The organism is Phyllobacterium sophorae, from assembly GCF_003010965.1.
Classification (GTDB): domain Bacteria; phylum Pseudomonadota; class Alphaproteobacteria; order Rhizobiales; family Rhizobiaceae; genus Phyllobacterium; species Phyllobacterium sophorae.
The window spans coordinates 200,626-225,104 of sequence record NZ_PGGM01000003.1 but is presented as its reverse complement, the minus strand read 5'-3'; the positions used below and the strand labels follow the sequence as shown (position 1 = coordinate 225,104).

The 24,479-nt window shown below is 54.2% G+C and carries 26 protein-coding genes and 1 pseudogene; 12 read left to right on the top strand and 15 right to left on the bottom strand.

Annotated elements, in window-relative coordinates; genetic code table 11:
• Window positions 1-139 precede the first annotated feature (139 nt).
• Window positions 140-490, top strand: coding sequence for a hypothetical protein (locus CU103_RS08890; RefSeq protein WP_106663546.1), 351 nt, complete (start codon window positions 140-142; stop codon window positions 488-490).
• A 196-nt stretch (window positions 491-686) separates the two neighbouring features.
• Window positions 687-1,025, top strand: a complete 339-nt coding sequence (locus tag CU103_RS08885; protein WP_106663545.1) for a hypothetical protein — start codon at window positions 687-689, stop codon at window positions 1,023-1,025.
• A 1,217-nt stretch (window positions 1,026-2,242) separates the two neighbouring features.
• Here CU103_RS08885 and CU103_RS08880 read toward each other — a convergent pair.
• The 4 genes from CU103_RS08880 to CU103_RS32750 all read right to left on the bottom strand — a co-directional run bounded on the left by CU103_RS08880 (window position 2,243) and on the right by CU103_RS32750 (window position 5,846).
• On the bottom strand, window positions 2,243-2,629 hold the full coding sequence (locus CU103_RS08880; RefSeq protein WP_106663544.1) for a helix-turn-helix domain-containing protein: 387 nt from the start codon (window positions 2,627-2,629) through the stop codon (window positions 2,243-2,245).
• 165 nt (window positions 2,630-2,794) lie between these two features.
• Window positions 2,795-3,307: a GNAT family acetyltransferase gene (locus CU103_RS08875; RefSeq protein ID WP_106663543.1), complete on the bottom strand. Its 513-nt coding sequence runs from the start codon at window positions 3,305-3,307 to the stop codon at window positions 2,795-2,797.
• A gap of 266 nt (window positions 3,308-3,573) precedes the next feature.
• The gene (locus CU103_RS31345; protein ID WP_170117002.1) at window positions 3,574-4,002 is read right to left on the bottom strand and encodes a hypothetical protein; all 429 of its coding nucleotides are present in this window, start codon (window positions 4,000-4,002) and stop codon (window positions 3,574-3,576) included.
• Window positions 4,003-5,522: 1,520 nt separating this feature from the next.
• The gene (locus tag CU103_RS32750) at window positions 5,523-5,846 is read right to left on the bottom strand and encodes a DUF982 domain-containing protein (protein WP_106663540.1); all 324 of its coding nucleotides are present in this window, start codon (window positions 5,844-5,846) and stop codon (window positions 5,523-5,525) included.
• Window positions 5,847-6,130: 284 nt separating this feature from the next.
• Here CU103_RS32750 and CU103_RS08850 point away from each other — a divergent pair, with 284 nt between their 5' ends.
• Window positions 6,131-6,367: a DUF6894 family protein gene (locus tag CU103_RS08850; protein ID WP_106663539.1), complete on the top strand. Its 237-nt coding sequence runs from the start codon at window positions 6,131-6,133 to the stop codon at window positions 6,365-6,367.
• Between the two features lie 107 nt (window positions 6,368-6,474).
• On the opposite strand, the gene CU103_RS08845 is transcribed toward CU103_RS08850, so the two are convergent.
• The 3 genes and pseudogenes from CU103_RS08845 to CU103_RS08835 form a co-directional block, all read right to left on the bottom strand.
• Window positions 6,475-6,702, bottom strand: a complete 228-nt coding sequence (locus CU103_RS08845; protein WP_106663538.1) for a hypothetical protein — start codon at window positions 6,700-6,702, stop codon at window positions 6,475-6,477.
• 241 nt (window positions 6,703-6,943) lie between these two features.
• Window positions 6,944-7,490: pseudogene (locus CU103_RS08840) on the bottom strand (type 1 glutamine amidotransferase domain-containing protein).
• Between the two features lie 180 nt (window positions 7,491-7,670).
• On the bottom strand, window positions 7,671-8,558 hold the full coding sequence (locus tag CU103_RS08835; RefSeq protein ID WP_245448680.1) for a hypothetical protein: 888 nt from the start codon (window positions 8,556-8,558) through the stop codon (window positions 7,671-7,673).
• A 203-nt stretch (window positions 8,559-8,761) separates the two neighbouring features.
• Between CU103_RS08835 and CU103_RS08830 the strand changes: the two genes are divergently transcribed.
• Window positions 8,762-10,183: an amidase gene (locus CU103_RS08830; protein WP_106663917.1), complete on the top strand. Its 1,422-nt coding sequence runs from the start codon at window positions 8,762-8,764 to the stop codon at window positions 10,181-10,183.
• A 171-nt stretch (window positions 10,184-10,354) separates the two neighbouring features.
• Here the strand turns inward: CU103_RS08830 and CU103_RS08825 are convergent, their stop codons facing one another.
• On the bottom strand, window positions 10,355-11,242 hold the full coding sequence (locus CU103_RS08825) for a LysR family transcriptional regulator (protein ID WP_106663537.1): 888 nt from the start codon (window positions 11,240-11,242) through the stop codon (window positions 10,355-10,357).
• Window positions 11,243-11,373: 131 nt separating this feature from the next.
• On the opposite strand from CU103_RS08825, the gene CU103_RS08820 reads away from it, so the two are divergent.
• Window positions 11,374-11,730, top strand: a complete 357-nt coding sequence (locus CU103_RS08820) for an antibiotic biosynthesis monooxygenase (protein WP_106663536.1) — start codon at window positions 11,374-11,376, stop codon at window positions 11,728-11,730.
• A 500-nt stretch (window positions 11,731-12,230) separates the two neighbouring features.
• Here CU103_RS08820 and CU103_RS08815 read toward each other — a convergent pair whose 3' ends face one another.
• Both CU103_RS08815 and CU103_RS08810 read right to left on the bottom strand, forming a co-directional pair.
• Window positions 12,231-12,770 (bottom strand): hypothetical protein, encoded by a 540-nt coding sequence (locus tag CU103_RS08815; RefSeq protein ID WP_146147765.1) that lies wholly within the window; start codon window positions 12,768-12,770, stop codon window positions 12,231-12,233.
• A 374-nt stretch (window positions 12,771-13,144) separates the two neighbouring features.
• Window positions 13,145-13,765 (bottom strand): hypothetical protein, encoded by a 621-nt coding sequence (locus tag CU103_RS08810; protein WP_106663534.1) that lies wholly within the window; start codon window positions 13,763-13,765, stop codon window positions 13,145-13,147.
• Between the two features lie 1,155 nt (window positions 13,766-14,920).
• Here CU103_RS08810 and CU103_RS08800 point away from each other — a divergent pair.
• On the top strand, window positions 14,921-15,301 hold the full coding sequence (locus tag CU103_RS08800; RefSeq protein ID WP_106663532.1) for a hypothetical protein: 381 nt from the start codon (window positions 14,921-14,923) through the stop codon (window positions 15,299-15,301).
• Between the two features lie 125 nt (window positions 15,302-15,426).
• On the opposite strand, the gene CU103_RS08795 is transcribed toward CU103_RS08800, so the two are convergent.
• On the bottom strand, window positions 15,427-15,693 hold the full coding sequence (locus CU103_RS08795) for a hypothetical protein (RefSeq protein WP_106663531.1): 267 nt from the start codon (window positions 15,691-15,693) through the stop codon (window positions 15,427-15,429).
• Window positions 15,694-15,704: 11 nt separating this feature from the next.
• Here CU103_RS08795 and CU103_RS31340 point away from each other — a divergent pair, with 11 nt between their 5' ends.
• The gene (locus CU103_RS31340) at window positions 15,705-15,857 is read left to right on the top strand and encodes a hypothetical protein (RefSeq protein WP_170117000.1); all 153 of its coding nucleotides are present in this window, start codon (window positions 15,705-15,707) and stop codon (window positions 15,855-15,857) included.
• Between the two features lie 156 nt (window positions 15,858-16,013).
• On the opposite strand, the gene CU103_RS32745 is transcribed toward CU103_RS31340, so the two are convergent.
• Window positions 16,014-16,217: a DUF4167 domain-containing protein gene (locus tag CU103_RS32745; RefSeq protein WP_106663530.1), complete on the bottom strand. Its 204-nt coding sequence runs from the start codon at window positions 16,215-16,217 to the stop codon at window positions 16,014-16,016.
• 690 nt (window positions 16,218-16,907) lie between these two features.
• Between CU103_RS32745 and CU103_RS08785 the strand changes: the two genes are divergently transcribed.
• Both CU103_RS08785 and CU103_RS08780 read left to right on the top strand, forming a co-directional pair.
• Entirely contained in the window at window positions 16,908-17,147 is a 240-nt protein-coding gene (locus CU103_RS08785; protein ID WP_106663916.1) for a DUF982 domain-containing protein, read from the top strand.
• A gap of 331 nt (window positions 17,148-17,478) precedes the next feature.
• Window positions 17,479-17,742, top strand: coding sequence for a hypothetical protein (locus tag CU103_RS08780; protein WP_106663529.1), 264 nt, complete (start codon window positions 17,479-17,481; stop codon window positions 17,740-17,742).
• A 256-nt stretch (window positions 17,743-17,998) separates the two neighbouring features.
• Here the strand turns inward: CU103_RS08780 and CU103_RS08775 are convergent, their stop codons facing one another.
• Entirely contained in the window at window positions 17,999-18,253 is a 255-nt protein-coding gene (locus CU103_RS08775) for a KTSC domain-containing protein (RefSeq protein WP_245448679.1), read from the bottom strand.
• Window positions 18,254-18,437: 184 nt separating this feature from the next.
• A complete protein-coding gene (locus tag CU103_RS08770; protein ID WP_170116999.1) occupies window positions 18,438-20,093 on the bottom strand; it encodes a GMC oxidoreductase in 1,656 nt (551 codons plus the stop codon).
• A gap of 506 nt (window positions 20,094-20,599) precedes the next feature.
• On the opposite strand from CU103_RS08770, the gene CU103_RS08765 reads away from it, so the two are divergent.
• On the top strand, window positions 20,600-21,166 hold the full coding sequence (locus CU103_RS08765; RefSeq protein WP_106663526.1) for a L,D-transpeptidase: 567 nt from the start codon (window positions 20,600-20,602) through the stop codon (window positions 21,164-21,166).
• A 212-nt stretch (window positions 21,167-21,378) separates the two neighbouring features.
• On the opposite strand, the gene CU103_RS08760 is transcribed toward CU103_RS08765, so the two are convergent.
• The gene (locus CU103_RS08760; protein ID WP_106663525.1) at window positions 21,379-21,813 is read right to left on the bottom strand and encodes a hypothetical protein; all 435 of its coding nucleotides are present in this window, start codon (window positions 21,811-21,813) and stop codon (window positions 21,379-21,381) included.
• A gap of 509 nt (window positions 21,814-22,322) precedes the next feature.
• Here CU103_RS08760 and CU103_RS08755 point away from each other — a divergent pair.
• Together CU103_RS08755 and kdgD are read left to right on the top strand one after the other, a co-directional pair.
• A complete protein-coding gene (locus CU103_RS08755) occupies window positions 22,323-23,471 on the top strand; it encodes a mandelate racemase family protein (protein WP_106663524.1) in 1,149 nt (382 codons plus the stop codon).
• A gap of 34 nt (window positions 23,472-23,505) precedes the next feature.
• Window positions 23,506-24,447 carry a 5-dehydro-4-deoxyglucarate dehydratase gene (kdgD, locus tag CU103_RS08750; RefSeq protein WP_280954584.1) on the top strand — a complete coding sequence of 314 codons (942 nt, stop codon included), beginning with the start codon at window positions 23,506-23,508 and terminating at the stop codon, window positions 24,445-24,447.
• The last annotated feature ends 32 nt before the right edge of the window (window positions 24,448-24,479 follow it).

Sequence of the window (24,479 nt, the reverse complement as noted above, 5' to 3'; positions counted from 1 at the left end):
ACCGCTGATTGCAGCTCGGCATGCCACGCGATTTTGGACGGAAGGACCTCGACTGGACGGCTGGGTGAGTTCGCCTTCGGAACCAAGATGTTTATGAGCCGTTGCTGGACATCCATTCATGCATAAAGGATAGATTCAAATGGTCGAGACCTCCGCTCCCAACGAAAAAGCTCCAGCTACGGAAAATCGCCAGGAAAAGCTGGAAATACCGATTGCATCGCCTCGGAAAAAGATTGCGAAAAAGCAAACCCCCGTTCAAGTTCAGCGGTCTAAAGTTGCTGCGCGCGCGAAATCTTCCGATCAGGCGTCGAAGACCGTGTCAAGTGTGACCCGAGGGCTGCGCGCGCAGGCGCAAACTGTTTCCGAAGTGGCGCGAGATAACCCGGGAACGACCACGTCAGTTCTTGGTGTCGTCGGCGTCCTCGGCTTCTTCCTGGGCTTACTGGTTGGACGAGCCCTGACCGATAACGCGCGACACCGATGGTATTGAGGGGGCCATCCCGTTCGTTGGCTGGTGTTTCGGTAAAATGCGGACTTGTCATCGCTTGCACCATTAGACCCGGTAATGTGCGAAACTGCACCATCCCGCCCCAAACAGTTGGCCCCCAAATGCCGTGGTGTCCATTCCTTCGCGGAACCATCTGTCGTTTCGCATGTTCACCATATGCCAAAAAAGGATGACCAACATGGACAAGCAAAATCCACAAACACCGGTTCGTGAGACCGCAAAGGAGGCGCGGCAGGGCCCACTCGGTCGGCCGATTCTCATGGTGCTTATTGGTGGGCTGATTCTCGCACTCGTAGCTTGGGCTGCTGCCGAGATGTTCGGCGAGAGCGCGGACGACGGCGCAACGATTACAAATCAGAACATTGACACCGGTGGACAAAACACGCCTTCGAACAATGCGATGCCGCCTTCCGGCGATCAACCGACGACCACTGCCCCCGCCAATGAAAGCCCGACACCTCAGACGGGCACCGGTGGCGACACCCAGACCAAGGACCCTGCCGGGACTGCGCAGTAACCCGCCGTGCCGCGATCTTGGCGAAGCGTTTTTCGTTTCGCTCACTCATCGTCACGAAGCAAGGACCCCAACGCGTCTATGGAATTAATCAACGGGATGCGACACCAGAATCCTGCAGACACATTGCCACGGCCTTGGACGGCCATCAAGACCTTACGGAAAGCCTGGCGCTCTTTCGACTGAGGAATCGGCGCCAGACTCCGCATCCGACGTCGGTTTGGAGAGTGGACGCCGGGTCCGTGCCGAATCCGGGGGAGGGATTCCAGCCTTTACATTATATGCTCTTTCCAATGGCCACAACAGTAACTATTTAGGTTGAGCATTGTCTTCTAACATCCGAAATTTTCACGAAATAGTTAGGCCATCTGCGAGCTGACTTACGCTGTCAAGGTTGACGGAATTTAGCAAGCGACCGTAGCTGTAGAGCCCGACGCGCACCAAAGCAGAAAATGCGGAACGCCGTGCCCCGTGCTGGTACCAGCTTTGATTTTTGGAGCATCAACGAACGACTTTCAATCAATCGTAGGTTTGCTGGAATTCATTATGGGTGCTGAGCTCTTCGCGGCGACCGTCGGCCAGCAGAGACGCCCGGCCGTTGCCCAGTGACCGGTGCTGACAACAAAGCGGCGATCGGGATTTGGGCGTCAGCAGGTGAAGGCTGCGCGCAGTCGAAAAATTATGATGTTTGTACCACCCTTGGGGCAATGATGACCAATGGCACACCGGTACGGGCTTGTTTAGTACGCTTCCGCACCAACCCGAGCCTTCGCAGTCCTTACGATGCTGCAGACGGCTGCATCGACGTCGCTGGGGGCCGGCTCGAAGGTGCGCCTACACCGCCCAATCCACCAAGTGAACCGCTAGGTAGAGTATTAAAAAGACGAGAAAAATCGCCAAAGCGACACCCATCGCCTTTTCCATTTCCGCTCCTAAAAAACTCTGCCTGGCTAATGCTGCGATAATACCGGGAGACCCACGTCTCACCGGAAATCAATGAGCTCCGACTGCAACGCAACTCAGTCTTGGGGCCGTCGGCCTAAGCGGCAGGGCATTCGCCAGCCAGGCACGTCAGTGGAATGTCCTTTGCAGGGTCTCAAGCTTGGCCTATAGGCTTGCGGCCGTGCAGGACTGAGATGATTGTAATGGCTTTTAGTCTTCATGCATACGAAATTGCCGCGGGTCGATTGCATTGATTTTCTTTCGACCGATGCCGTCCTTCAGCCCCGTCTTGGACGAGCCTTCCGCTTCAGGCGCCAATTCCAAAAAAAATCGTTTGGCTTCTTCCTAGGGGAGCGCTCTGCCTCCTTCGCCGCTTCGACAGCTTGTTGACTGCTCATACTGTATGTCGGCTCATGCACATCAACGTATTCGCCGATGATATCCATTGGGTTTAATTCAAGTGCCCGGCAAATGTGTATCAGCGTGGCAACGGCGATGCGGTTGGCACCGCTCTCATACTTCTGGATCTGAACATATGATCGTCCGATTGCTGCCCCAAGCTGCACCTGACTGAACCCTGCCGCCAAGCGGAATTCCCGGAGCTTCACGCCGATGTCCTTGTCAATTTGCTCAACACGTGATCTTGGGGTCAATTCAGCCCTCACCGTCCATCTTCATATCACCATCCCCGACCGTATCGTTTTCTAAAACCGAAGGCTCCAGCGCCTTGCAACCGAAACGCGTGCAGTCATTTCAAGGAGCAAGGCAGGTCCTATCTCGATGCGGGAAAGGGTCGGCGGGCTTTTCCAAGGTTTTCGACATCTTTCCTGCTATTGTTTTACGGTCGATGCTGCGCGTTTGCTGCGCGTTGCCTGGCGCGCATCTCGATCGGAGGTTTCGCTTTCGACAGAGGCACTCAATCTTTGATAAACGCCCAATCCAACGAGCAACATCACACCGGTGAACAGGAGAAGGGTGGGATATATCATCATCGGGACATCTTTTTTCCCAGCTTCGAATACCGCGACCAATCCTTCAAGAAACACTGCTATGGCAATCGTTGAAATGAACTTGGTCAAACTCCTTCGTGCTTCGGCCGCTTGACGCATCTCACGTGCGCGAATTGCCTCTTCCTCCAAGAGGTATTTTCCGACATCGAATACTGCAATTGCGATGACGGTATATCCCACTGCTTCGAGCAGAGTGGTTCCAATGTTGACACTGTATGCCACTAGATCTCTTGCTACTTCGTAGGCCGCGTAGGCGATCAATCCGAAGGCCAGTAACATGAGAAATGCACTCGCGACGCCGAAAGCAATTCGAGTAACCCTCTCAAAAATCATGCCTTGATTTCCCCTGAAAATTGGACCAGCAGATATTTCATTTCTTTCGCAATCGCTTCAACTCGGTCTCGACCGAATGGAACACATTTGGATGCATCGCCAGATGGGTGTTTCGGCAATCTCGATCATTGCGGCCAAGACTTCTTCTTTGCTCCATCCGGCTGCTTGAGCATCACCCAGCAACTCTAACATTCGATCTTCAATTGCCCGCTGACAATCTTGGAAGCGATCCGGATGGTTTGGTGGATATCGTGGCTTTGGAATGGTCACGAGCCGTCACCTGTAAAGCGCTCATCGTTGTACGGCGGATCACCGAAGTCCCTTGCACTATAGAGTGCGATCAACTGTTCTTCGCCGTCGTCAGGCACGCCTGAGAAGATAAATACCTCACCGAGTTCAGGATGATAACCATGGATGCCATGAAACGGAAACGCGTCTGGATCGGAAGATTCGTGAAAAGTCACATCGTCAATAAGATCCTCGTCCTTCGCATGGAAGATTATTTCTGCAGAGCCTGGAAGCTCGCGCGTGTCCGTCATTGCCTCCCTAACCTCAAATTCAAACGCCCGATCCCAGTGTTCATCTCCATTGAAATCCCTGTCGCGAAACCTGACTTTCCATGGCATCGCCCAATCCTCCTTTAGCGCAGTGGCGGTTCTTCTGCCTTCGGTCGGGGCAAAACGATCCTTCTCCATCTGGCAGGGGTTTTTGCAATTGCGCGGTCTGTTCTGCGAGCGCATTCATCCAGATGTCGATTTCCCCGGCCGTTTGCAAGATAGCGGCATTGCCTGTTCATGGAGGGGCTTCACCACGGCATTCGGCTCGGTTGTCAAAAAGGCGAAGCCATCGGGCCCGGATACTCTTTCTTCTTTCGAACGCTATACCACGTCGTCCAGATCCTTGCGAACCAGAAAAGGGGATTGTCCTCATTCAGAGCAAGCCAGTGCGGTGGCTTTTTTTCGGTACAGGATCGGGATTCGGGGCCGTATTCCGAAAAGCCTGTCGCCGGTACCGCGCAGTTGCTTGCCAGTCAAAGCCATCGCTGCCATTGCACATTGCGGATGTTGGTAAAGCCGTAGCCGACGTCACCCTTTACAAACTGCGGTGGCTTTGGCATTTCCCAGCGGGCTGGTGCCAACTCGCGATCGCCATTGCCATTCATACAGCCAATCGGGGCCGTTATTCCCGATAGACCCCCACCTTTTGCGTCAGTCGATTGATAAGATTATTAATCGGCAGGAAGAGCTGTCGCTTCGTGAGTCGGTGTGGCGTTGATCCGACATCGACCGCAAGCGTATCGCGAGGCGTGGTGACGTTGAGGGAATGATGTTTTATTTCTGTTCTCATAACATGAAACTCTAGGGCAGGCGGCTCTTAAGGCATGGGGGATGGGTGACGTGCCGCCAATGCGAGCGGGTTGGTTTTTTGTTACCAGTGATCTGGCCAACGTGAATGGCCGCCACGGCAGATCGTTCGACATTTTGAGGTTCCGCTGCAAGGAATGCGATGTCGTCGATTGCGAAATTGTGCCCATTGAAGATGATCGCGACAGGGTCAACATGAAGCGGATCGTCTGGCGCCCGGTTCAAATGTGAGCAGGCCGGCTAAGGTAGCGACCGGCGCGATCACAGGTAAACACTCCGCGGGCGGTTGCCATCATTCTTACGGATTTGGCCGGGCAGCTCTGGTGCCAAGCTGCGGTGCTCGAAATGTGGATCGAAGCAAGTTGGGATATCGGTACACCGTATTGATGTGCCAATTCATTGGAACATTCTCTTGCGGTGAGCAGTTAAGCAGGCTTCACACGGAGAAAAATGATATGGGCGATCCAATCCCCGGTCCGGAACCTGACCCGAACCCAGATCCTGTACCAATCCCGTTGCCCGACGAGCCACCGATTCCGGGACCGCCAATAGAGGAGCCCTCGCCAATCCAGTTGCCGGATGAGGCGCCCCTCCCAAATCCCGATGAGGTGCGGGAGCCACCGAAGTACGCTTGAAGCGGAGAGTTTTTGTGTGGCGGTTCGGCTCTTGCTTTTTTCCCGGCTTACCGGACCACGACGCTGGGATGACGGCGCTTGAAAGATAGCCCGCTCAAATCAATGAATTTCGTGAAGGAACAGCTTCCGAAACACGTAAGACTTTTGGCACGGCAAAGACGGCGTTGTCTCCTTTCAGAGAGCTGGATAGCGCATACGCGACAAGGAACCGTCTGTTCAAGGCCGATTGATCCCAAAGCAGCCTCGCTTGGACTTATGCCATTTTTTCACATTTCCAGCTGGCGGCAGCCGCATCGGCTCATCGACATAATTGCCTGCCTCTTTGGCCGCTTCAATGAAGGCGCCGCGTGCATCAGCGGGTGATAGCTTGCGTTCCAGGCACAACAAAAGTGCGCGCCTGGCAACGGAAAGCTTCTCGCCTTGTTCAACAGGCCAATAATTGAGAAGCTGTTCAACTGCGCGAAGTACCGACGTAACAACGAGCATTCGACCAGTTTTGCTTGCCACAATTCTTACTGCGTTGAACCGTCGATCTTTCATCGGACCGAACGGAGAAGAAGCGGCATCAGTTCCGCAACACAGAGTAAGCAATATTTACTAGGTGATTTGATCCTTGGCGGTAATCGTCACAGATCAAGCCCGACCCGTCGGAAACCCCCACCCGGGGCGAGCTGTTTTGCATGATGACCCGCGTACCTCGCCGACCGGTTGTACGAGCTTTGTCCGGTGGTTGACAAGGGCGAGATTGGCTGGTTTTCAAATACAACGGAACGAAATCCTACAGCGCGAGTTCATTCTCTATAACTGCAGCGCGAGGGTCACTCATGGCATTATTTCGTTTCGTTTTCGAGGAGGATGCAATTCTCGACGATATAACCCCCGTTGAGTTCCCCGACTACGAAGCTGCGATTGACGCCGCCACAAAAGCGGCAAGAGAAACTCTGATCGACGCAGTGATAGAAGGATTTGATCCAACCGAGTGGGTCGTTCGTATTTACAATGAGCCAGGTGAGCTGATAAAAACTGTATTTATAGCTGACCTGTTACGAGCAAAGAAATAAGCGGGTGGGGGCAGCATTGTGATGTTTCTACACGCCGCTAGCTTATCAACCAGAGCACTTGATGTTCCGCATTCACTGAAGCTGTGAAGTTCCCGACTTGGCTATGGTTAGCGCTTCGTACCCGCCTGCTTTTTCCCTGATTGCTTCTTCTTTGCTTCGTTACGCGCCACAATTTCTTTATAGTGAGAAAGCAGGCGCCGATAGTGGCCAGCGGTTTGGACGGAAATATCTTCATTTTCCCCAAACCGCGTCTTGCGATAAACATGGTCTTTCCCCGCTTCAAGCCTCTCAGCAATCTCTTCATATTCGCGGATTACGTTCTTTATCCGCTCCATAAAGTCGTTCCGGATATTGCTTATGGCCCCCTCCAATCACCGTTACCGCTCTGCCAATGTATGATAATCAATCTTAGGTTGTACGCAACCGTGGTTTGCACTCGCCGCCGGGGGAAATCCTGCCACAGCAGCAGCATCGCAAGGCGCTGTTCACACAACATCTGAAAGGTAGGGCAGCATGAAGGAGACCTCGATATTGGGTGATCCACAACAGCCGCCGATTCAATCTATTGCGGTCGCATTAGGCAGCGCGCCGCTCGTGGACACCTTGTTCGACTTCCTCTACAATTTTTGCACCGAAAGCAGGAAGGTCGTCCGGGCTGCGCGAGGTGACAATGCCGTCATCGGTCACCACTTCTTCATCTCTCCAGTTGGCGCCGGCATTCTGCATATCCGTTTTTATGGACCAATAGGAGGTTGCGTCGCGTTCCCGGAGAGCTCCGGCCTCCATGAGTAGACACGGCCCATGGCAGATCGCCGCGACCGTCCTGCAACTTTGCAGAAAGTCTCGCACCACGCGCATTGCATCTTGATCGCAACGCAGAAGGTCCGAGTTGATTTGTCCTCCAGGAAGCACCAAGCGTCGAAGTCATTAACTGAAACCGTGGAAGCGATCATATCCACATGGATGCTCTCGCCCTAATCCTTCTTGTCCCAGCTCTTGATCTTTCCTGGTTTGGCGATGCTATTTTAACGTCTGCTCCGCGCTTGCGCCGTTTCTCGTAGGGAACACGCAGTTCCGATCGCTCATGGCCGTCGCTGGCAAGTATCAAAAATAGGTGCTTGATTGATGGAAGGCTAATCTTTCCTTTCCGCCGTCATCTGGTGATTGGTTTTGCCTTGGGCGGGCCTTGTGGGTCCCCGACCGCGCTATTGGGAGCGTTAACTTTTAGAGGCGCTGAATGCTCCCAAACGTTGGAAAGAGAAAAGCATCGCGTCCAGGATCAATTGCGCTGCCCACATGCGCGCTACGCTGTGGTGAAGGACGAAGGCCGCCGCCCTCGGCGTTCCATCGAGCGTGCCCGTCTGCGTGCTATTCTTAACTCGGTTAGAGTCGGCTGCCACCATCCGCGTGAACGTTCCATCGCGTTGGGTTCATGACGAGCCGGCCATGTTGCAACAAGTTCTTGGAGCGTCGGCGTTCGCCACGTGCCCCATATATAGGTGAACTGGTCAGGAGTAGCGTGCGGGTAGAATTTTCCCAGAATGTCTGGATCGACAATTTCGCCGGAAAGATCCGTAAAATCCACGACGCCATACTGCTCGGTCATCAATGGGCACCTGAGGGGAGGCATGTCTTGCGATGGCAGGGGATACCGTCGCCGTCGCCGTTCTGCGTAACGAAGTCGGGCAGCTCTATAAGCTGCGGAATTCTTTTGCTCCTCCAATCGCCGCTTTCGTTCCTCCGGCTCGTTGCGACGAGCCGCGGCCTCAATAGACTTCCACTGACGCAACAGTTCTTCATAGGAACGGAAGGGAACGCGCCAGGCCCGCAATTCCTCATCCCAGTGCGCCCAGGGGATGGTCCGCACTGTATCGATGACAGTTTTCGAATACGGGGTTCGGATACGCAAATCGTCGGCCACCTCAAGATATGAGCTGGCGATCGGCTCAAACTCGTACGCGTCGCGGCCTTTGGCGTCGGCGTGAGGAAGCGCTTGATTTGTCTCGCGCGCCAACCAGCGGTCCAGGCGAAGCGCAGCTGTCTTGCCCGGCACAAACCACGCACGCTTTTGGTCATTCCATCGCGCACGAGGAAAGGCTTCCCGAAACCGTTCCACAGTCATCCGGTCGTAAGGAAACGCGGCTAGTACACCTGGCTTGCGCGCCTTGATGATGGAATGACGGTCGACCACGACGATAAACCTTCGAGGAAACTTGTGCCGCCGGATGAAACGTTTGAGGACCCCAACTGGTTGCTCATCAGAAATTTTACGTGCAGTGCCTTCCGCAAGGACCATTTTCCGGAAATCAAACTATCGTCTCGAGACGCTGGTTGGACACCACTCTCAAGACACGTATAGTACTTGTCTTGGGCGCTTCGACAGAGGATTGGATCATGGCTGGGGATGTGGGTCTAACGCACATGAGCGCCTGCGACGTCGTCGATCTGCTAAATCGGGGTGAGGTGACGCCGCTCGACTGTCTCGATGCGCTTGAGGCCCGCATGGCGATTGTCGAAGGTGCCGTCAACGCGCTGCCGATCCTCTGCTTTGATCGCGCCTACGATCAAGCGCACCGGCTCATGCAACGACCTCCGGGTAGCCGCGGCCGTTTGGCAGGGCTGCCGGTGCCCATTAAGGACCTGACTGACGTGGCCGGTGTGCGCACCACCTATGGCTCAACCATTTTTGCCGATCACATTCCCGACAAGTCTGACATTCTCGTCGAGACAATTGAGGCGGAAGGCGGCGTCATTTACGCCAAGTCGAACACGCCAGAATTTGGCGCGGGCGGCAATACCTTCAACGATGTCTTCGGCACTACACTCAATCCCTGGAACACGAAACTCTCCGCCGCGGGCTCGTCGGGCGGAGCCGCCGTCGCACTTGCCACCGGGACGGCTTGGGTCGCACAAGGGTCTGATCTTGGAGGCAGCTTACGCAATCCCGCAAGCTTCTGCGGTGTGGTGGGACTACGCCCCAGCCCCGGTCGCGTTGCGAGCGATAAAGCAGCCAAGATCGATAGCCTGCTGAGCGTCAAGGGCCCGATGGGTCGTTGCGTCGAAGACACGGCACTTCTTCTCGATGCGATGACGGGCGAAAGTCCCGCAGACCCTCTGTCGTTGCCGAGGACTGAAAACTTCCTTGCTGCTGCGCGTTCTGGCTGGCGGCCAGCGCGGGTTGCTTTCTCCGCCGATCTTGGCATCACGCCCGTTGATCCGGAGGTGGCTGCGATTTGTCGCGCTGCGGCCACACGTTTTAGCGAGATGGGTACCATTGTGGAAGAGGCACATCCCGATCTTTCCGAGGCACATGATACATTTCAGGTCATGCGGGGCATGGCCTTCGCCTCAAGTTATGCAGAGCTTTTGAAACGGCATCGCGACCAGATGAAGCCGGAAGTCGTCTGGAATATCGAAAAGGGCCTTAGCTACTCCATGGCAGACGTGATCCGGGCGGAAAACAATCGCGCTGCCATGTTCCACAGGATGAATGCTTTTTTCGACACCTATGATCTACTTCTTTGTCCCGCCACGATCGTTGCCGCCTATCCCGCGAGCGAACGGTACGTAAAGGAGTGTGCCGGTTACACATTCTCAAACTATGTGGAGTGGCTTGCGATCGCATACGCGATTACGCTGACGACTTCGCCGGCGATTAGCCTTCCCTGCGGGTTCACCAGCGATGGACGCCCTGTTGGACTGCAAATTGTTGGCCGCGGACGTGCCGAGGGACATGTCCTGGCCGCAGCGCGTGCGCTTGAACTCATCTTGGATCTGCGTCCGGTCACGCCGATTGACCCACGCTCGCCCGACTGAAGCAATAGCGCGATGTCGCCGCGTGCGAACGCGTCCCATGGCCCGTTCAGACGGTCGATCATCAAGTTCGCTTTGGCAAGCCAAAAGGACGACTGCTATCAATGGCAAAAATCAAGGTAAGGTCACGTCACGCATTGCCGTTTCTCATCGCCATTTTGAAAGATAATGTCGTCAGTAACGAAACAGGTTTTCCGCCATGAACTTTACGAAGGCCTGTATTTTAGGAGACAGGTGCCGGCTGGACGGCCACAGAATGCGGAACTCGCCGACATCCTCAATGTGCTTGTCGAGAACCGCTACGAGCTTTCCATCCGCGATCTGCCTGCCGATGGTGAACAGCGGCAAACAGGCCAGACCAAGTCCTTCCTCGGCCATGCCGATCAACGGCTCGAGTGTGCTGGCCATCGATGACACAGGCACATGCAATTTCCCTTCGCTTGCGTCATAAACCAGCGGCCACCGTTCAAGTTTGCCGGATGAGGGGTACTTGTGATGAAGGCATGTATGTGCAGACAGGTCTTGCGGCTTTTCCGGCATTCCGATGCGGGTGAAGTACTCTTTCGATCCCACAATACGGTGCGAGAACTTGCCCAAGGTCCGCATCATCAAGCGGCTATCGGCAACGTCCCCGGTTCGCACTACCGCGTCAAAACCCTCTTCGATCACATCAACCATGCGATCGGAGAAATCCAGGTCTATCGTGACCTCCGGGAACGAACGCATGAACTTGGTGATCGTCGGCATGAAAAGCATCCCGGCGAGCGGCAGGCTTACACGAATTCGCCCGCGCGGCGCAGCCAGGGTTTGCGACAGCTCCTGTTCGGCCGCTCCTATCTCGAAAAAAATTCGTCGGCAGCGTTCAAGGAACATGATCCCCTCTGCCGTGATCGCGATGCTGCGGGTGTTACGATGAAACAACCGAACACCGAGCCTCTTCTCCAAGCGGGCCATTGTTTTGCCAACGGCCGATGACGAGACGCCGAGGGCTTCGCCCGCCCTCACAAAACTGCGGGTTTCCGCCGCAACCATGAATACATTCAACGCGCCGATATTGTCCACCCGGGTACACTCCATTGCGGACGCTGATGTCCGTGATCAATGGAGCAATAGCCCATTTCTTCAACGCATGTCGCGGCCTAACTTCGAGGTCGCGGATCTGACTGCCGCCCTCAATCGCGAATGGAGATAAAGTGACACATCCTCACAAGGCCGAATTTCAAATCACTCCCGAAGCCACCGTGTTCATCGTGAACGTCATCCATGCCCACCCGGGCAAACAGGAGGAAGCGTTCGAAATCATCCAGGATGTCGTGCACTACGTTGCGCAACGAAAGGAAGGATTTATTTGGAGCAACCTGTCAAAAAGCACCGACGGCAAAACCGTCGTCAACATCGAGGCCATCCGCGATGAGCACAACGTCGCGGAATTCTTCTCCGATCGCGTCTTCGTTGAAAAGTTCAAGCTATTGGACACCGTCTCAACAAGCGAGTTTCACATATACAAGGTTTCCGACCTCGTGCTCCCTCCTACCCATTTCATACGATAGTTCGTGGACAATCCTTCCGGCTGGGCAGCCGGAAGGATCTATGACCCAACGAGGCATGTTGGGGTGGGTAAGTGTTTCTTTGTTGCGCCTAGCGGACACAGGCGCTGTTCATGCGAAAGTTTAAGGTTCCGATGCAGGCCGGTGTGAATGCAGCACCATCGCCAACTCGCTCGACAGGTAACCGGCGGCGCCGACATTGCGCAAAGCCGGACTTTGACGCCTTGGCATTGTCTCCTGGAATACCGTTCCATTCACGCAGATCCCGCATCCCAGACCCGCTCGAAGACGGCTCACGGACTATCGCTCTGATCTATCGATGCGGTGTAGCCAAGTCATACCTCATGTTTGAAAGCGGGCGGCAGTACGCCGGGTAACGACAACATGACGGGATGTTCAATAAACGCAATTGAGACGCATGTTGCGCGGCACAAGTCGTACGCCAAATTGCAACCACAAATTCATCAGTGCGATGAAAATGTCACGCATCTCGACTCCATGCATCAGCCGAGCGTAACCCTTATCCTTTCTTTCGGCCAGCGATGATCAATCAAAGGGCAGTCGTATAGCGGCATGGATCCCTCTGCGTGCTTGCTAATGCAATAGGCGGAAAAAACATCGTGTTCATCCTCGGGAAGGAGCACAAAGCTCACAGCTTTTGGGTCAAACTTGATATTATGCGGTACCCTCCACTCACGCTCCCAATCGAACTGATAATTGGTCCTGAGCACATCGATGAAGGGAACTAAAATCCAAATTGGCGCTTTCGGATCGTGCCTTGATTGCGACATTAACTCCGCAACAGCCTCATATCTTTCATCCATGGTGTAGAAGAGCGGTCCTCCGCCAATCTGCCCAATAAACTCCTTGGTAAATCCAATTCCATACGATCCCCGAAGTCGCTTAATTCGTGAGAGATTATGAATTGGTATTTCGCTCAGGCAAACCGAACTCGGGCAATGGGGATAGTACCGACCAACCCCAAACTTCGTTCTTGCCTCGATTTCTCCGGCGAGCAACATACTGTTATATTGCGCACGCAATCATTCTCGGGTGTTTTCTTGGTGAAATGGACAACATAATCCGACATGTCTTCCCACTCGGGATCATATCGCTTTCGTAACAGCTCACGCATTCAGGACTCCGAAGAACGTGCCACATTCTCCAGATTAATATCATCTTCAAAACAATTTCCGGTAAACCCAATGGGCGCTCACATGGAAATTTCATGTGTTTTTGGGTGGATCGATCGTTTTGATAAAGCCGGATATCAGACCATTTCGAGCGTCGCTGCAACCTGATCCGCTTCGCGCTCTCGAAGGGCGCTAGGCATTCAAAAACCATCGAATAAGCGCACACTCGTGGCGGCTGCACTATTCGATGCTACCAGTGGTTTGCCGTTATCACTCCTAACAGCTTAAGCGGTATGTAGAGAATTGTCCTTTAGGATCTCGTTGAGCGGCAACGATTTCGCGACCGCTTCCGGGCGTGCAACATGCAATTCGGCGAGGTACCAACCGGTCTCCTCAGCACCCGTGGCATCGATGCCCAACCGGGAAAGATTATCGAGCACGTGCTGCTGTTCTTCGGTGGAAGCAAACCGGCGCTGGGGAAACAGGCCCTGCAGCTTTTCCGTGACATAGCCGTGTTGGCTCAGCATTTCTTCTGCAGCACCGAAATCGAACATGCGCAGCACGAAATGCGCCATCCAAGGGCGGCTGTCGAGGCTCGCTTGCAGGAGTCGTTCCAGCGAAATCTCTGTAACATAGCCAACGCAGCCCGTCGAAATGATAAGATCGGCGTTTTCGATCGCCGCAACGTCTTGTGCCGTCGGTTCTCGTTCCTCGAGGTTGGTCGCGACACCCGCGTCGAGTATGCCTGCATCTACCGCATAGGACACCGCGCGGCCCGCCGGATCGACACCAACCATTTCAAGCGCGCCATCGCTCCGTCCAGCATAGCCATCGCGGTCTTGCTGAAGAAGAAACGCGGGATCGTCGGCTTCCGCCGTTTCATAGATACGGTAGAGTTCATCCATGGAAAACCCGTGCTTGAGAAGGGCGCTATTGACCCCATACGAGCAACCAAGATCGACCACTTTAGACGCTTCGGCCTCGGTGGTGTTACGCCGCGCCTCGATTAACTGTTGAAATCGAGGCTTTGCGTCCTGAGGAATTCGATAACTGAGCCGCGATAGAGTCGAAAAGTAAGCAGTCGGATCAGAGTTATTGTAAATATTGTTCAAGTTTATCTTGCCGGCTGCGTCGTAACTAAGATGTTCCAATATATCTACTCATCTTTTCGTTGCAAAAAATATGCATTAAACGCACGAGGAGTGCGGATAAGTTACTTTCCGTGTGGGATATATTCTAGTACCACAGATCGTTCGACAATTGAACCCGTGATGGAGCATTTTGTTTGCAACCACGACGCGTTGGGTCGCTGCGTGATATTGATGAGCCGATCACAGTTTGATCAATGAAGAACCCAACGCGGTTGTTCCACTGTTCTCAATATGGGGAGGGATTTAATTCGACGGGCTTGATTAGGTGACCGGATCGGGACAGACTGTATCTTCGCCGTCGCCATTTCACTGAAATTGGCAGGGCGCAGAAAGCATGGCCACCATGCACCTTCGCACTCTCGACAAACGGAAACGCGCACCTACATGACGACGTTATTGAACCGAATGGATGTGCAAATTTTGAGATTGGCTGCGCGCCCGACGGCCTATGTTCCATTTTCGCATTTCGATCGTGATATGGAGCCTATTTGGAGGTGGCTGCCATACGGTAATAAGCTCCTGTGTTATCGAATGAAATGGCTTTTGCGCAATGGACTGCTATCGATCGATCATGCATCGAAGCGACGCGGTGTTCGCTCTTTTTACACCACGGCGAACGGACTTGACCATCTTGCCAATGTTCTGCCCGCGCGTCATCCGGTTGGGACACTAGCCCGGTACGGCCACTAAAAGCCGCCTGAAATGTATTTGATTAGCAGGCGATGCAGTATTTAGCTTAAAGGTCGGCAGTGCAAAAAATGGCTATTTCCCGTGTTTTCTAATTTCGCCAAATGTCCCGATTCGGCCTGGTTCGCCTGCGCGCCGGTAATGCGCAAGAGCCATTACGTTGGAACCATTGTTATAATGGGGTAGTATCCCTTTGGTGAGTTTCCATTGGGGGAATATTCCATGACTGTTGATTGGATTCCAAGGTTAAGGGGACATGCCGAACTCGTTCAGAAGCTTGCTGAAGAAGTTCCCAAGGCTCTCGATCGGCCAAGTCTGACATTTGACCACGCCGCCCGCTTGCGTACGGTAATTGAAAAAGGCGCGCGCGATTTTGATGAGGTGCTGCAACTTATGCAAAACGCAGAAGTCGAGGAAACCTATCGCCAAGCTGCAGAACGTTTGGCAAGGACCTGGCAGGTCCTTTGTGATGCCGCCGAAGAAAAGGTTCAATCCCTAGACCATTACCATCGAATGCCACTTTCGGATAATGACGATGGCGTATCGGTTGACGTTGCTGACGATGACGAGACGGAACCAACCAATATCGATCGCAAACAATAAACGACATGGACAAGACGTTAATGGAGCATGGGAATTCCAAAGCGAAAACGTGGACCATGCCTCGGTGAGCCATCAATTTGTAAATTGGCGGATGGTTTGAGCCCACCCTGGCCGAGTGATTGCCGTCAATTGCTACGCAATTCGGACGGAATAGTCACAGCCGCTTTCGCCAGCCTCAGCGCACGGAGACGTTCGGTCTTCTCCTGGTCGGCGCGCATGCCGCTTTCATATTCGTGCACAGCCTGCCGTGCATCCTGTGCGCGCTGCTCCTTGGAAAGATATATGCCTGCGCCTTTTACTGCCGTGTTGGAGACAGCTTTGTCGCTTGTATCCCATGCGACAATGCCGGAACGGTTGGGGCGGCCGAACCACTTTACAGCTACTTTGTTCATGGAACACTCCAATGAAAGAACTCAAGGGGCAAATCGCTTCAATGAGCGGCATTTCCTTGGGTTCGGTTCCGTTTTTGACCGGCATTGGTGCCGATCAGTGTAATTCTTCCTCCCACGCAACAGGCATCTGTCATTCGGTATGCAAACCATTCTCCAATCCGTGACCCCGGATGCCATCCCGGCTTCGGCACATCGTGGCGTTCGGCTCCCGGCTTCTCATTCTTCTTCAAGAGCGCAGCCTATGCGAGATACGTGCGCAACAGGGCGAACCACGTTTCGTGGGGGAGGGACCATTAATTCTTCGACAGGATCTGTCTTTGCTAATTTTGGCGGCGTTGCATTGTCCTGAAATAGTGCTCCGCATGTTGATACCAGTATTCTGCGTCCACCCGATTTCCAGCGGTTGCCTCGTTACGAGCCAGCGAAAGGTAGCGCTCATAGTTGGATTGGGCATTTTGACGACCGGGGGTTTGCACCGCAAATGTCTGTCGATTGTTCGTTGAATGGGTTCTGGTTGTATTCATTCTCTTTATGAGCCGCACGGCGACTCCCTCTTGGCGCCATCTGAGCGTTTGTTACTAGTCGATTTGCTCGGCTACTATTCGGCGCATTTCCTCTCGGGCAAATCCGGAACTGTTTAGCTTCGGCGCAAGCAGCCGTTTTTGCTGCGCTGTATTCAAATGGTTGGGTTCATATGGACGTGGCCTGGCCACGCTCGTTTTTATTTCAGTATTGTTTTGCATATTTGGTCCGTTAGCTGCCGCAAGGGTCGCGCGGCGAGAAACACCGAATGCAAGCAAACGGCGGATGTGCTGCTGATACGGCAGCGATAAAACCTTAAATTGGTGCGGAGATGACTCTGCGCTTCTTAAAGCCGGCAGAGTTTGGCCGAACTATCTCGTCGACCAAACGTATGTAGGTGTGCGGCGGGGTCATTTCAAGTCCGTCCAGGATCACACTGGCATCGAGTGAGCGGTCGCGGCTTTCCACAATCTCGCGCATGCCCAAGCATACCAAACGACCCTATGGAGGCGTTATTCTTGCTTAGCCACCCCGAAATTCATCCCATGAACTGCAATCAATCGGGGTATTTGCAATGAGTTTTTGGGCAACCGTGGCAATTAGGGCATTTCGGTAGTTCTGCATGTGGAACTGCAAATGGGTTTTGCGCGTTTACGGTGATGCGCGTTTTGCCTTTTCACCACGTGACAATCATGACTGGGGCCGCTGGCCGAGTATTAAACATTGCGTCAGTCGAGGAAGCGACTGAATGTCTTTTGCAGCTTTGGCCACCCGCCGAGAAGGGTAGAAAATACAGGGCAGCGCGGCAGGTGTGCCTCGACGCACTGGAGGGCAAGGAAACCGCCAAGCATGCAAGATCGGCGTTCATTGCAGCTGCAAAGGAAGCCGATATTTATATCCGAGAGCGGACACCTTCGCTGGCCAACCCTTAGTTTAGTGCAATAGTAAAAGACCCGCCCTGTGTAGCCTGATTGAAAATTGCCTCATGGGAATCCGTGTGAACCCATCCCATGGATGGCCAAGCACTGTTATGGAGCTGGCACAGCCCCGCCCATGCTTAAAGTTTGCAGTTCGAGCAGGTGAGGCCCTGCCAAAGGGTGGGTAGGCCGAACCTTGGCCGCGCCACCAGCAAAGTGTGCAATTGGGCGTCTTACTGGAGGTTACGTCAAATAAATCAACGTACTCCCCGAACCGGAACAAAGTTCCACGTGCGACGTTCCAAGGGGAGAAATTTACCCTTTTAGGCGGATCGAGGAGGAAAAAATGTTGAAATCAATGCTTCTAGCAGCAATTCTTGGATGCGCATGCACACCCTTGGCGTTTGCTCAAGATGCGATGAAGTGTGATGAAGCCACCTTGGCTAAAATGACAGCGGATATGGATGCCATGGTAGATCCGGCCGTCAATGACAAGAAGGAACAAGCCAAGATGGAGATGGAAAAGGCAAAAGAAGCCTTGGCCGCACAAAAGACGGATGAATGCCTAACGCATCTGCAGAACGCGATGAATGCGATGAAGAAAAGCTGAGCGCCTAGCGTTCAACAGTCCCTTTGTCCAACGCCCTGCCTGCGGCGGAGCGTCAATAAAGCCCCGTAAAGGGCACTGCCCATGCGGCCTTTAATCTTAGGCTGGCCGGCAAACCAGGCACCAAAGCGTGCGATTTGTGCACGGCTTTGGTGTCACAATGCCTCTTTCAGCAGATCGTCACTTTGGCTGCCTGTTGCTAGAGGCAGCATCCCATTCAACGCCGCGCGACCGGTCAAAGAGCGAAGAATCCCGGGGGTCAGAGATCAAGCCCCTCAGTCCATGGAGCGCCGTGTTGGCGGCATCGGAAACGATTGCGGATGAAAGTGTTGAAGTATCGGCCCTTGGAGAAGGCGTGCCGAAGCCCAGCATAGGTCTCCGGTGGCACATCTTGATAGTCATAGCGGTTTCCGCTTGGCATGAACCAGATCGATAGGGTCTGGGTTGCCTCATCATAGACCGTCTTTTGAATCAGGTTGGAGGGCATGGCGAATTCAGCTACCAACGTACTCACTGGATCTTCAGCGAACCGATGTGAAATCGATGGTTAAACGAATGTAACTGTATCTCGTTCCAATCTCATCGCTCTGGATGCTGGCGATGAGGCCGTTGACATTTAGGGCCCATGATCGGCGAGAGCCGTTGCGTGTGAATTCTGTGATCCTGTAGCGGAACGAGATTAGGTTCCTTCTTCGCAACTACGTCATTGCCTGCTGGCGCGTCGATTTTCGTGACAGGCTCGTCGTTATGCTTTCGCCAAAGTCGCGCTCGGCCTTAACATGCTCGGCAAGACGCAACGCAAGGGCGACAATTGTCAATGTCGGCATGTCGTTGCCGCCGGTCGCGAACACGGAACTGCCGGCAATATGCAAGTTGTGCATATTGTGGACCTTGCAGTTCTGGTCGACTACACCCAGGCGCGGGTCGGCGTGCATCCGCGTTGTTCCCATATGATGATTGCAGCCGATGATCGAAAGCCGCCTTCCAGCGTCCGCCTCCTCCAGGTCAATCCGCCCCATGCCTGAATCTTCGATCTGTTCCTTGATCAATCCCAGCATACGCAAATGCGTCCGTTTTTCCAGATCGCCAACCCGCCAGTTCAAAGCTGCCCGGTTGAGTCCCAGCCTGTCGCGTTGAGGCGAGAGGGTCACACGGCTCTCGCGATCCGGAACCGGTTCGACAACACTCTCGATCTGGAAATAGTCCGATTTCGCTGCCAGCTTCAGCCTACGATAGAGCAGCGATGCCATCAGGTTGGGGCTGCCACGCGCAACGGTGGCAAATGTTCGCAGCTTAAGGTCCTGATAATGCCGCGACCGAATGGCATTGTAGAGCGCGTGGAAGCGTTCGGTCACTTCGCCATCCTCGCCTGGCCGGCAGGCGCGGAAATAGGTCCGGCACTGCACGAGTTTCTCCTGGCGCTGCAGGTGTTCGGCCAGCCCGACATGAGCGCTGGCACTGGTGCCATCCACGGCTAGCTTGCGATTGTGATAGGTGTAGCGCGCATCGTAAAAACGGAATGCGGCGGCATTGCCTGACGGGACCATCTGGCCGATGCGAATGCGCGGATGTTCCATGAAATAACGACCGACCACGTCATGCTCGTTGCCAAGCCCACGCTGATCGACCTTGTGGGACAACAGCATAAGGCGGGCATTTTCGATGCCGCCCGCAGCAAGGATCGTGCGTTTCGCTCGTACAAAGAACGTCTTGTGCGCCGAGGTTGCGACGTGGACACCGGTCGCCGTTGCGGCGTCATCGCTGGTGGCGATCTCGATCGCATTGGCGTTGAGCAACACCTTTGTTGTTGCGGCGGCCGCGAGATGTTTATGATAGGCATAGCCAAAGCGCGTCGGCGGGCTGAACTTGCTGACGACGGTCTCAAGAGCGGCTCCATTCAGTTCCAGCAGTTGGGCATGGTGGCCGGAAAGGTGTTCGTGCCAGAACTGGGGCTCAAAGTTATGGTGATTAACCTGAACCAGTTCACTTGCGCGGCGATAAAACGGTTCAACTTCCGTCAGCTTGAACGGCCAGCCGCTATTGGGCACCCAGTCGCGTTCCTCGAAATCAATGCCAATAAACGGGCGTATCCAGCCGCCCCAGCAATTGGAGCTGCCGCCCAACTGCCGCGTTCTGCTGGCTTGAAGATCGTAATCAATACCGACATTATCGCCCTCATAGAGGGATTGCGATGCCGAATTGAAGTGGAGCCCCCCGCCTTCAACAACACATGTCTCGATACCCTTGCGCTCAAATTCCAAAGCAAGGGTAATGCCGGCTACCCCGCCTCCGACGATGCAGATTTCCGTATCCAGAATAGAGTCACTTGGAACGCCCCTAGCATCTATAAACATAGTATTAAGACCCCAAAACAATAAACAAATGAATGCGAACGCCAGCCCAGTCGGCATCTGTGATGCAGAGCAACCTGTCGTGCAAAACGGATTCAATATTGGAGATCACTTCACCCAGAATTAAAAGGTAACATGTCGCCCCCGACTTTCCCTTAGAATACCCGCACGCCATCATAGAGCATGGAGCCGGCATAGGAGAATGCGCCGTGATGGGTAAAAGACGTAGCCTTTTGGTGGATCGCCCCCGTCCTTTGATGGCTGCCGGTGCTCCAAAGGTTATCCTTAGCTGACGTCCCAATAGCCGCCCTTACCCTATGTAAAGGCGGTTTCGCTTGCATGGGATGACGGCTAACACAATTCCGTCAAACGCCACGCGATCCCTTGGTAAAGCAGATCAATAACGAAATATTGAAATCAGTGCTTAAACAACGCCCTTTTCAGGTGTTATTCCGGATATGCATTAACAGTGCGCACTTCGTTCATTCGACAGATCCAACGAGGATGTCATGATCACCAGACGATGGTTCACTGCAGGATTAGCGATAACGGCGCTTGTGCCAGGAACCGCTTTGGGCCAGTCAAAAAAAAGGCCCTTTGAACTGGATCCGAAGTTCGAGCCGCACAGTGTTCCTTATGACACGGATCTGCCTGCCGGTTCGGTAGTGGTCGATCCGAAAAACAGGTTCCTCTACCTCATTGAAAGTCCGTACAGTGCACGCCGCTACGGCATCGGCGTTGGTCGTGCAGGACTTGCATGGTCGGGTAAAGCGGTCGTGGGCCGAAAGGCCGTCTGGCCACGGTGGATCCCTACAGGTGACATGATAACCAGGGATCCTGCCAAATACGGGAAATATGCAGTGGGCATGGATGGCGGTCCAGAAAATCCGCTCGGGGCGCGTGCTCTTTACCTGTTTCGCGATAACCGCGATACCTATTACCGTATACATGGAACAAATGAACCATGGACCATCGGCAAGGCAGTATCGAATGGTTGCATCCGAATGATAAATGATCACGTCATTGAGTTGTACGACCACGTCGGTGTCGGGGCGACGGTCGTCGTTTTGGGCTAGCGCACAACGTATGATCAAACGTCCGTTGCCGGATGAATTCCTGATGCGTAACGCATTTCTCATGCCCCCAACCGATGACCTTAAGGCGCACGCAGCGCCTTCGATTCCTTTGGCAGTAAGTGGGCTTACGAGCGTTCGGGATGAGCCCGATATGGCGGTATGCCATCCGGCACCTGGGCAGTTAGTGACCAGCAAGACGCTTCGTTGCCGCATTAATTCCCGAACAGATTTCCCAGCCACGCAAGAAAGCCACGCGATCGTCCGCTTGCCTTTCGAACATAGTGGGCTGCCGTCGCAGCGCTGACGGTCGCGCCGAAATGGCAATAACAGATCGTCCGGTGCAGTTGGCGGTCCGTCAATTCGAAGAACCGCTTTGCCTCGCCATAACTGTCATTCGCCAGACCGGCTGCGCGAAAGACGGGATCCGCAAACGCTATCGACATGGGAGAGCCGTCGGCGCGCATGGACGCCCGTGCGATTACCGGTTGGTTCTCCGTCTGAGGCAGCGTCGAAAGCCGCTGACCAGGGTTCTGTTCGAGAAGCGCGGCCCAGCGCTCAAGACGTTGGTTACGCGACATGAGTTTTTCGGGATGGTCCCGATCGACCTCAGCGATTGCCTGCAATTGCTCAAGTGCATGGTGTTTCATGATGGCCTCCTCTCGATGATACGACATCAACTACGTGTGGTAAAAAATGTTCCCGCTACGTCCACACTTGCATAAAAAATGTTGGAAGTTTCGGGCAAGCGGCCTTTGATCAATGGCGTTAAACGCCCACCAGGTCTGAACAGCGGATGGTAGCGCTGGCGATGGGCCCGGCCTCGTGTCGCCCTACCGACGGCGGAGCCAGGTTCACGCGTTCGACCGCCGGCGGCCGGACAAAGACTTGTCGGGACGTGGAGGGCAAGGGGCATTTGTCATACAATGATGCGCCAGAGTACCACCGGCAAATAGAGGCCGGAATCTGCAAGAGCGCACTTTCGCGGCTATCTGTTGGGATTCTCGCGGGTTAGAGACCTCCGCCGGATGACAGCAGGCACGATTTTATATTGTATGTCATCATACAACATGTTATAGCAGCAAACATTCTGTTGATAGGAAATTGGATTTCTTCGTGCATTGTCGGTCGGACGAGGTCGTGTAGATGGAGGCGAGATGTGAAGATAATTGATGTCAGTGTTCGGCGCTTTAAACATACAACTCATCGACATGCCGACAGCGCCGGCCACGCCCATCCTGGGCCGGCACACAAGGTTGAGCTTGCTTTGCTCACTATCGCCACCGACGACGGAAGTGAGGGCTACTGCTTCTCACCTGCGGAGATCGTGCGGCCACATGTTGTCGATAAGTATGTCAAGAAAGTACTGCTTGGCCAGGATCCTTTCGATCGTGAACGCCTCTGGCAGGATCTCGCACATTGGCAACGAGGCAGCGCCGCGCAGCTCACAGATCGCACGCTTGCCATCGTCGATTGCGCCTTGTGGGATTTGGCCGGCAGGAAACTCGCGATTCCAGTTCACAAGCTCATCGGCAGCTATCGCGATAAGGTCCCGGCATACGGATCGATCATGTGCGGCGATGAGCTGGAAGGAGGGCTGGCAACGCCCGACGATTACGCTCGATTCGCCGAAAAGCTGGTCAAGCGCGGTTACAAGGGTATCAAGCTGCATACCTGGATGCCACCCGTTTCGTGGGCACCCGACGTCAAAATGGATATCAAGGCATGCGCCGCAGTGCGCGAGGCCGTCGGTCCGGATATCCATTTGATGCTTGACGCGTTTCACTGGTATTCGCGAACAGAAGCACTTGAACTTGGCCGGGGCCTGGAAAAACTTGGATTTGCGTGGATCGAAGAGGCAATGGATGAGCAAAGCTCCGCCTCGTATACGTGGCTGGCGGCAAATCTCGATATTCCTGTTCTCGGTCCGGAAAGCGCGGGGGGCAAGCACTACAACCGGGCCGAATGGATTACGTCCAATGCGTGCGATATTTTGCGCACCGGAGTACATGACGTGGGTGGCATTTCTCCCGCGCTAAAGACGATGCACCTTGCCGAATCGTTCGGGATGAATTGTGAAGTTCATGGCAACGGCGCACCCAATCTCATCGTCACGGCCGTTTCAAAAAACGTCCGGTGGTATGAGCGCGGCCTCCTGCATCCATTTTTGGAATACGACGATGGGTTCGAATATCTGAATTCACTCGTCGATCCGATGGACGAGCATGGCTTTGTCCATCTCTCCGGCAAACCTGGACTTGGCGAAGACATCAATTTCGATTTCATCAATGACAATCTGGTCGACTGACAACGATTGCACGGCAACGAATAGGAAAACAACAGTGAACTACAATTCAAACAGCCGGTCCGTATATGATCCGCAGGAACTCAAATCCGTTCTTTCGTCTGGATTGATGTCATTTCCGCTGACCGATTTTGATGAACAAGGTGAGTTTGACGCTTCCGGTTATAAATCTCGGCTCGAATGGCTGATGCCATATGGGGCCACAGTTCTCTTCGCAGCCGGGGGAACGGGCGAAGGCTTCTCATTGACCCTGCCTGAGCATGCACAGGTAATTCGCGCCGCCGTCGATACCTGCGGTTCCCATACGCCCATCATTGCCGGTGCGGGGTATAGCACACGAATGGCGATGGAGATGGCGCGTAGTGCCCAGGCGGCGGGCGCTGCGGGAATCCTGCTTCTGCCCCACTATCTGACCGAGACCAATCAAGAGGGCCTCGCCGCCCATATTGAAGCCGTGTGCCGGTCGGTAGAAATTGGCGTCATCGTTTATAACCGCAATGTCTGCCGATTGGACGCCGATACGCTCGAACGTTTGGTGCAAAGGAATCGCAACCTCATAGGTTTCAAGGACGGAATTGGTGATATTGAGGCCGTTGCCGTCATCCGCAGCAGACTTGGTGATCGGGTGAGCTACCTTGGCGGTCTCCCGACGGCAGAAGTGTATGCGGAGGCATATAATGCGGCCGGCTTTCCTGTCTACTCGTCGGCCGTCTTCAATTTTATCCCAAAGACTGCGATGGAGTTTTACGCCGCTGTGCGCAGTGGTGACCGCACCGTTACGGAGCGGCTGCTGAAGGAGTTCTTCCTGCCCTACATTGGCATCCGCAATCGGGGTGGCGGGTATGCGGTCAGTATCGTCAAAGCCGGCGCGCGCCTTGTCGGAAAATCAGCGGGACCCGTCCGCCCGCCACTTGCAGAGTGCACACAACGGGACCATCAAGATCTGCAGGCGCTCATCGAAAAGCTTGGAGCGCAATAACGCGCGCGTGTCCCGGACGCGCAACGAAGTCC